The sequence below is a fragment of the Coxiella endosymbiont of Ornithodoros maritimus genome, from assembly GCF_907164965.1.
Lineage (GTDB): Bacteria > Pseudomonadota > Gammaproteobacteria > Coxiellales > Coxiellaceae > Coxiella.
Genome location: NZ_CAJRAM010000056.1, coordinates 1 through 7926 on the forward strand (window position 1 = coordinate 1; position 7926 = coordinate 7926).

Genomic DNA, 7926 nt, shown 5'->3' on the forward strand with positions numbered 1-7926 from the left:
TTCAGAATTAAAGAGCTTTTATGAGGGGCTCGTTAAAAAAGGGAAAAAGAAAATGGTAGCGTTTGTAGCACTAATACGAAAAATTATTGTTATCGCCAATGCCAGATTAAAAAAATTTGAACAGAAAAAATCGCTAACTGCGGTATCACTGTGAAGCTGTGAATAAGGTGTGTAAAATGACTATTTATTATCCAGTTTTCAAACTTGCTCACAGCAATTCAAACATAGTTGATCCAGCGCACCAAAGGTGCACTGGGACTCCCGCCTGCGCGGAAATGACGGGGAGGTAGGGATGACGAGATCGCCGGACGAAGTGTCAAGAAAAACAGATTAAACTGACTTTTCACTTTGCTTTGCCTTTACTTCATAACACCGTATCAATTTCTGCTGTGCTCGGTGGCGGTCAATGGCTAATTCAATTAATTGATCCAACAAACTCGGACAAGGCAATCCGCTGGCTTCCCACATTTTTGGATACATACTAATGCTCGTGAATCCAGGAATAGTATTTATTTCATTCACCATGATTTTATTGTTAGGCGTAACAAAAAAATCCACCCGTGCCATCCCCGAACAATGCACCATTTTAAAAGCGTCGATGGCTGTTTGCTGAATCTGTTTAGTCACTGATTCCGATAGCTCAACAGACGTTGTCGTTGTAGCGCCGTTAGGATCGAGATACTTCGCCTCATACGAATAATAATCGTGATGAGGAATAATTTCAGCTGGCAAAGAAGCTTTTGGAGTTCCATTCCCCAAAACCGCACACTCAATTTCCCGTCCGTGAATCCGTGGCTCAACCATCAGGCGATCGTCATAACAAAAAACTTCCTCAACCGCTTTTGTAAATTCTGTTTCTGTCTTTACGGGCAAAGTCGCTACTGAAGAACCTAAACTCACCGCTTTCACAAATAACTCAGAAACACCCCACCGATTGAGAAGTCGCTGATACACACCCTCTGTGGAATCTGGGGGTGAAAGTGTATGCCAATCCACTACAGGAATTCCACCTGCTCGAAGCACCGTTTTGGTAAGGTCCTTTTCGATACAAACTGCAGAACTTTGCACATTCGCACCCACATACGGCAAATTTAAAAGCTCTAACAACCCCTGCAAAGCTCCATCTTCCCCCTGGGTCCCGTGCACCATGGGGAGAACACAATCTGCCGAATAACGGCGAGCGTCGCCATTTAATGACTGCCAAGGCTTTGCAGCGTCTCCAAAAGCAATAGTAATCGGCCGTGCGCCCCCCTCTTTGACCAGATGGTTAGGTGAATCCGCTAAAAACATTTTCGGTTGGTCAATCAAATACCATCGACCCACATGGTCAATAAAAACAATATAAATAAAATAATTAGAAGCGTCCAAGGTGTTTACAATATTCTTCGCTGACTGAATAGAAATCTCATGTTCAATAGACTGTCCTCCACAAAGCACTGAAATATATAATTTTTCTGCCATCAAGGCTCCTTAAAGTTCGTATCAATGAAAATAGATTGTAACAGGAAATCAGCAACAATTTTAATTCTACTTTCCAAAATAGCCCCTATGGAGCGAAGCAAAACACGGGAATGTATTATTATTGCGTATTTCACTTTGCTCCATAGAGTTATTCCTCCGGAATGAAAAGTTTCAGCTGCCTCACAGGTTCGAAACTTTTTCGATGGACAGGTGTGATGCCAAAACGATGAATAGCTACTAAATGGGCTTTCGTTCCGTAACCTTTGTGAATGGCAAAGCCGTAGTCAGGATATTGCACGTCATATTTTAGCATTTCTCGATCACGCGTAACTTTTGCCAAAATGGACGCTGCACTTATCGCGGGTACGATCTGATCACCTTGAACAACGGCTTGTGTTTCATACGGCAAATTAGGAGAACAATGCCCGTCAATTAACACTTTATCGGGTTGAATGGAGAATTGATTAATGGCGCGCTGCATGGCTAATAAAGTGGATCTTAAAACATTCAATCGATCAATTTCATCTACATCAGCACGTGCAATGGCAAATGCCTTACAATTCGTAATGATTTTTTCGTACAGCTCTTCGCGTTTTTTCAATGATAATTTTTTGGAATCCGCAAGTCCTTCAATAATTGTCTCGGGATTTAAAATAACAGCAGCGGTAATTACTGGACCCGCCAATGAGCCGCGTCCCGCTTCATCAACGCCGGCAATTAGTAAATTAGGAGGTGTTTTTGCAAACGCGCTATCCATTCCTTGTTCCTTTATCATAAAAAACGAGGAGCATTTGCAACATCGTAAGCTTTTTTAATAGTTTTCCTAAACGTCCAAACAAAAAAAGCCAAAGGAACCCAAGCGACCCCCCTTCACTGTGTCCTTGAATAGAGGCAGAGTCAAAAACCATAAGTCATTAATCGCAAACACTGTGAGTCTTTCTTTTTCCAGCATTCCCACTCCCACAAGCAGCCCTAACAATGAAATTACCACAGACAATTCTGAAAAAGACGACGGCAATGACTTCTGAATCTTCATTTCTACGCATTTCTTACTCCCATTCGATCGTCGCCGGCGGTTTATTAGTCATGTCATAAACAACGCGGGAGACTTCTTTAATTTCATTCACTATTCGATGACCTACCTTAGATAAAAATTCATGCGGCAAATCTGCCCATTGCGCCGTCATAAAATCCACCGTTTTTACAGCGCGCAAAGCGATAATATAACCATAATGCCGAGCGTCTCCTTTAACGCCCACGGATTTCAAAGGCATAAAAACAGCAAAGGCTTGACTGACTTGGTGGTAGTAATCGGATTTTTTTAATTCTTCAATAAAGACGGCATCAGCCTGTTTCAAAATATTAATATACTCTGCATTCACTTCTCCCAAAATGCGGATCGCGAGACCAGGGCCGGGAAACGGATGTCGATAAATTAAATCCGCGGGTAATCCCAATTCGAGTCCTAATTTGCGTACTTCATCTTTAAACAATTCCCGTAGCGGCTCGATGAGTTTCAATTCCATATTTAACGGCAATCCCCCCACATTATGGTGTGTTTTAATAATATGGCCTTTTCCCATTTTTGTTTTTGCAGATTCAATAACATCGGAATAAATAGTACCTTGCCCCAGCCATTTTACATTTAATTTTTTAGCTTGTGCTTCAAATACACGAATAAATTGTTCGCCAGCAATTTTGCGCTTCTTTTCAGGATCTGAAATTCCTTTCAACGCTTTCATAAAACGATCTTTTGCATCAACACAAATAACCTTGCTCCCTAAATGTTTTTGAAATACATTTAAAATTTCATCCGCTTCATTCAATCGCATCAATCCGGTATCGACTAAAATACAAACCAGTTGATCGCCGATGGCTTTATGAAGCAAAGTTGCTGTCACCGCGGAATCCATACCCCCAGATAATCCCACAATGACCTGTTCTTTGCCGACTTTTTCCTGAATATCTCGAATGTTGTCTTCGATAATATGTTTGGTAGTCCAATTAGGTGCGCACTGACAAATGTAAATTACAAAATGCGTTAAGATACAATACCCTTGAGGGGTGTGCGTAACTTCAGGATGAAATTGCAAACCGAAAAATCGCCGTTTGAAATCCGCCATCGCCGCTAGAGGCGAATTGTCGGTGCAAGCTGTCGCTTCAAAGCCTGGCGGTAATTCGGTAACAATATCACCATGGCTCATCCAAACGTTTAACAAAGTTTCACCTTGAGGTGAAACTTGATCTTCAATACCGTCGAATAAAAAAGCGGGATTTAAGACCCGCAATTGCGCATGTCCAAATTCAGCCTTAGCCGTCATATTGACTTTTCCGCCGAGCTGATATGCCATCGTTTGCATACCATAACAAATACCCAGCACCGGACAGCCAATTTCAAAAATAAAAGCGGGGGCGCGCAGCGTATGACTTAACGTGACGGTCTCCGGCCCGCCTGAAAGAATAACGCCATGTGGGTTAAAATTACGAATGGCCTCCTCATCGATATCACAGGGCATTAATTCACAATAAACGCCAATTTCCCGCACTCGCCGCGCGATTAATTGAGCGTATTGCGAGCCGAAATCAAGAATTAAAATGCGACGTTGGTGGATATCTTTTAGCATGTGATTTTCCTGCTTGCGAAAGAGAACACCCTGCCGCTACTCTTCTACTGAATAATTCGGTGATTCTTTGGTAACGGTTACATCGTGCACGTGGCTTTCTCGCACGCCAGCGCTGGTGACTCGAATAAATTTGGTTTTTGTCCGCATTTCATCGATGGTTCTACAGCCTGTGTAGCCCATCCCTGAGCGCAAACCACCGATTAGCTGATGAACCACCCCACGCAAAGGACCTTTATAGGGCACGCGTCCTTCAATTCCTTCGGGAACGTATTTCTCTTGTTTATCAACATACTCCTGAAAATAGCGGTCCGATGAGCCATATTTACCAAACATTGCCCCAGCAGAACCCATACCGCGATAGGCTTTATAGGAGCGGCCTTGATATAAAACTTCTTCTCCCGGCGCTTCTTCCGTACCAGCAAATAAACCCCCAATCATTACAGCGTGCGATCCCGCGGCTATCGCTTTACAAATATCACCCGAAAAACGAATGCCGCCGTCAGCGATAATAGAAATATCTTCCTTCTTAAGCTCAGCGACAATAGCGTTAATGGCCGTAATTTGCGGAACACCAATGCCCGCAACCACGCGAGTGATACAAATAGACCCTGGGCCCATCCCCACTTTAACAGCATCAACGCCAGCATCGGCTAATGCTCGAGCAGCAGAGGCCGTGGCAATATTACCCGCAATGACGGGAATGTGCGGATAATTTTTCTTAATCCATTTCACTTGTTCTATGACGCCTTTGGAATGACCGTGTGCGGTATCCACTACAATGACATCGACACCTCCAGCAGCGAGTGCAGCCACTCGATCCGGTGTTTCTCCGCCCGTTCCCACCGCAGCGCCTACTCGCAATTGTCCGGATTTTGTTTTGCACGCGTTGGGATTTCGTTCAGAGCGTAAAATATCCTTCACCGTGATTAGACCCCGTAATTCAAAACGATCGTTAACGACGAGCAATTTCTCTACTCGATGTTGACGGAAAAGGTTGATAATTTCGCCGCGAGAAGCTCCTTCTTTAATGGTAATAAGGCGATCTTTGGGCGTCATTAAATTAACGACTTTTTGCTGCATGTCTGTTTCAAAGCGAATATCACGGCTGGTGATGATGCCAATGAGCTGCTCCCTTTCAACGACGGGCAAGCCCGAAATATTATACTCACTGGTAATCTTTTTGAGTTCTCCAATCGTGCTTTCAGGTGAAACAGTGATGGGGTCGAATACAACCCCACTTTCAAATTTTTTCACTTTACGCACTTCATTGGCCTGATAGGTTGGGCTCATGTTTTTGTGGAGGATGCCAATACCGCCCGCTTCCGCCAGGGCAATCGCCAGACGAGCTTCAGTCACCGTATCCATGGCCGCTGATAATAAAGGGATATTAAGGGTAATCTCTCGGGTGAGGCGCGTGGTTAACGATACGTCTTTAGGCAAGACTTCAGAGTAGTTGGGGAGCAATAAAACGTCATCAAAAGTGAGTGCTTCCTCTTTAACCCGCATAATACCTCTCTCAATAAGGCTGAGAGTTTAACGGGTTCTAAGAGGCTTGTCGAGTTTTCAAAACGACCTGTATTCCGCTTCGCTTCATACGGGCTACGGAGATATTCCCGGACAAGGAAGTAGTACTTCGCGACTTCCATCAAAAAAATCTAATTCAACTTTCACGATCTCATAAAGGGCATCCAAATGCTCATCCGAAAAAGAAGAGATATTTTCCACTAAATAATCAATACTCTTTTCTATCTGCTGATGAGGGTCTTGGCAGTGTAACGCAGAACTTAAAAACAAGATAAAGGATCGAAAAAAAAGCGCAAAAGAGACAGCGGTTGAAGTAATGTTAATCGTATTTGTAAAAAGACTTCCAGCCCCTTCTAATTGGAGAGAGACCACGTAAGTGGAAAATCTAACACTCACCGAAAAAAGTACTACAATCCCCGCTGAAAAACTAAAAATACCAAAGCTCCATACTGACAATACTTTTTTTAAGACTCAAACGTAAATGATTGACGATCCATAAAAATTTCCTAAAAACTTCTTGAGAAGTCACCATCGGTAACGGAGTGTTCATGATGTAAGTATTAATGCCCATCAACTTATACAATAGAGCGCCGCCAGTCTTTTTCAGCCACCCACCTGAAAAGCCAAGCTGCCCAGATGCCCCCGGCAAAAACCCCTCCATTACTTTTCTATCAGCCGTACAAATAAGGAATAAGCGTATAGGCACCGCCATCAGTCCTAAATAATTGACAGTTTTTTCCAACGTTCGTAGAATGCATTCCGTTTCACAGGCGACGATATTTTCAAACGTTCGTTGATTGCCTTCCACTTCATTCTGAGCCTGCACTTTTTTCACTAAGCGGCACGAAAAAAGTTTTTAAGCGCTCTTCCTCATTGGTTTTCTTTTGAATTACTTGAATCCGTTTTCTGAGAACTTCCTTGTCCATATCCGGCACCATGAGCGAGTTCTTTCAGGAGAAGTTGATAAAAAATTCCTCTTGGCATCGGCCGTAGATGTTCCAATGCCTGTTTAGCGAAGGCGGCTTTGTCGTCAATAGAGCGGATAGGGATTTCCTTTTGCAAATAAGAAAAGAAAACTTCGCTTAAGGGTGGAGCTTGATCGATTTTATTTTCGAAGGCTTCTCGCCCAATCTTTTGGATTAAGCTGTCGGGATCTTCTCCTTGCGGTAAAAATAAAAAACGAATTTGAATGCCTTCGCGCATTACAGGAAGGGTGGAAGTCAGTGCCCGCCAGGCCGCTTGTCTTCCAGCGTCGTCGCCGTCGAAACAATAAATAATTTCGTGGGTGTAACGTAATAATTTTTGTAAATGGCGAACGCTGGTAGCTGTTCCAAGGATAGCGACTGCGTAGGTGATGCCATGTTGATGAAGTGAGACGACGTCCATGTAACCTTCAACGATTAATGCGCGAGGCAAAGGGTGGTGTGTTTTGCAAGCTTCATACAAACCATATAATTCGCTTCCTTTTTGGAAAAGGGGTGTTTCGGGGGAGTTCATGTATTTCGGTAAATCCTCGCTCACACTGCGGCCTCCAAAAGCAATGACTCGTCCGCGAAGGTCGCGGATAGGGAACATAATGCGATGACGAAATCGATCAAAACAGCGGTTTTCTTTTTTGACGACTAAGCCGTGAGTGACGAGCTGTGATTGTATTTTCGAGTTTTTAGCAAAAGCCTGAAGGTTTTCCCAAGCGTTGGGGGCATAGCCAATAGCGAATTGTTTTGCTGTTTCGCCGGTGAGTCCGCGTGATTTTAAGTAGTGAATAGCGGGGGGTGAGCGTTTTAATTCGCGTTGGTAGAAACGGGAAATAGTGGTTAATAAAACAAAATCGTCGTTGACTTCTGCTTTTTTGGATTGACAGATTGTCTCATTTGGAATTTCAATGCCGAGCTGATTAGCTAAGTCTGTCACTGCTTCCAGGAATTCCATTCGGTCGAAAGCTATTAAAAAACTAATGGCGTTGCCGTGAGCACCGCATCCAAAACAATAATAAAATTGTTTGCTCGAGCTCACCGTAAATGAAGGGGTTTTTTCGGTGTGAAAAGGGCATAAGCCTAAATAATTGGCGCCACGTTTTTTAATAGTGACCCGTGATTGAATTAATTCAACGATATCGGTGCGGGATAAAAGATCTTGAATGAAGGATTTTGGGATACGTTTGTTCATCGCGTTTGTAGCCTGTATGAAGCGCAGTGAAATACGGGGATGATAGACGAGATCATTATTTTCCCGTATTCTGCTTTGGTCTATACGTATATGGCCCCAGGGTTGTTGTCAACAATCAGTTTTGACGAAAAGAACGTATATGCGGCTTCAC

7 protein-coding genes are annotated in these 7926 nt (G+C 43.4%); all 7 read right to left on the reverse strand.

Translation table 11 applies throughout. The annotated features are described in order from the left end of the window. Positions 1-330 precede the first annotated feature (330 nt). Positions 331-1464, reverse strand: coding sequence for a D-alanine--D-alanine ligase family protein (locus OWO34_RS05985; protein WP_267256884.1), 1134 nt, complete (start codon positions 1462-1464; stop codon positions 331-333). Between the two features lie 145 nt (positions 1465-1609). Then, positions 1610-2218: a ribonuclease HII gene (gene rnhB / locus OWO34_RS05990; RefSeq protein WP_267256890.1), complete on the reverse strand. Its 609-nt coding sequence runs from the start codon at positions 2216-2218 to the stop codon at positions 1610-1612. A gap of 292 nt (positions 2219-2510) precedes the next feature. Further along, on the reverse strand, positions 2511-4085 hold the full coding sequence (gene guaA, locus OWO34_RS05995; RefSeq protein WP_267256885.1) for a glutamine-hydrolyzing GMP synthase: 1575 nt from the start codon (positions 4083-4085) through the stop codon (positions 2511-2513). 36 nt (positions 4086-4121) lie between these two features. Next, a complete protein-coding gene (gene guaB / locus OWO34_RS06000; RefSeq protein ID WP_267256886.1) occupies positions 4122-5591 on the reverse strand; it encodes an IMP dehydrogenase in 1470 nt (489 codons plus the stop codon). A 93-nt stretch (positions 5592-5684) separates the two neighbouring features. Next, positions 5685-6005 carry a hypothetical protein gene (locus OWO34_RS06005; protein WP_267256887.1) on the reverse strand — a complete coding sequence of 107 codons (321 nt, stop codon included), beginning with the start codon at positions 6003-6005 and terminating at the stop codon, positions 5685-5687. A 31-nt stretch (positions 6006-6036) separates the two neighbouring features. After that, positions 6037-6435, reverse strand: coding sequence for a hypothetical protein (locus OWO34_RS06010; RefSeq protein ID WP_267256888.1), 399 nt, complete (start codon positions 6433-6435; stop codon positions 6037-6039). A gap of 44 nt (positions 6436-6479) precedes the next feature. Next, complete coding sequence (gene dnaG, locus OWO34_RS06015; RefSeq protein WP_267256889.1) at positions 6480-7775, reverse strand: DNA primase; 1296 nt, start codon at positions 7773-7775, stop codon at positions 6480-6482. Between the last annotated feature and the right edge of the window lie 151 nt (positions 7776-7926).

Excerpts from the sequence above, each read along its gene's own strand:
- rnhB (WP_267256890.1), bottom strand. The coding sequence starts at position 2,218 with ATGGATAGCGCGTTTGCAAAAACACCTCCTAATTTACTAATTGCCGGC.
- guaA (WP_267256885.1), bottom strand. The coding sequence starts at position 4,085 with ATGCTAAAAGATATCCACCAACGTCGCATTTTAATTCTTGATTTCGGC.
- guaB (WP_267256886.1), bottom strand. The coding sequence starts at position 5,591 with ATGCGGGTTAAAGAGGAAGCACTCACTTTTGATGACGTTTTATTGCTC.
- dnaG (WP_267256889.1), bottom strand. The coding sequence starts at position 7,775 with ATGAACAAACGTATCCCAAAATCCTTCATTCAAGATCTTTTATCCCGC.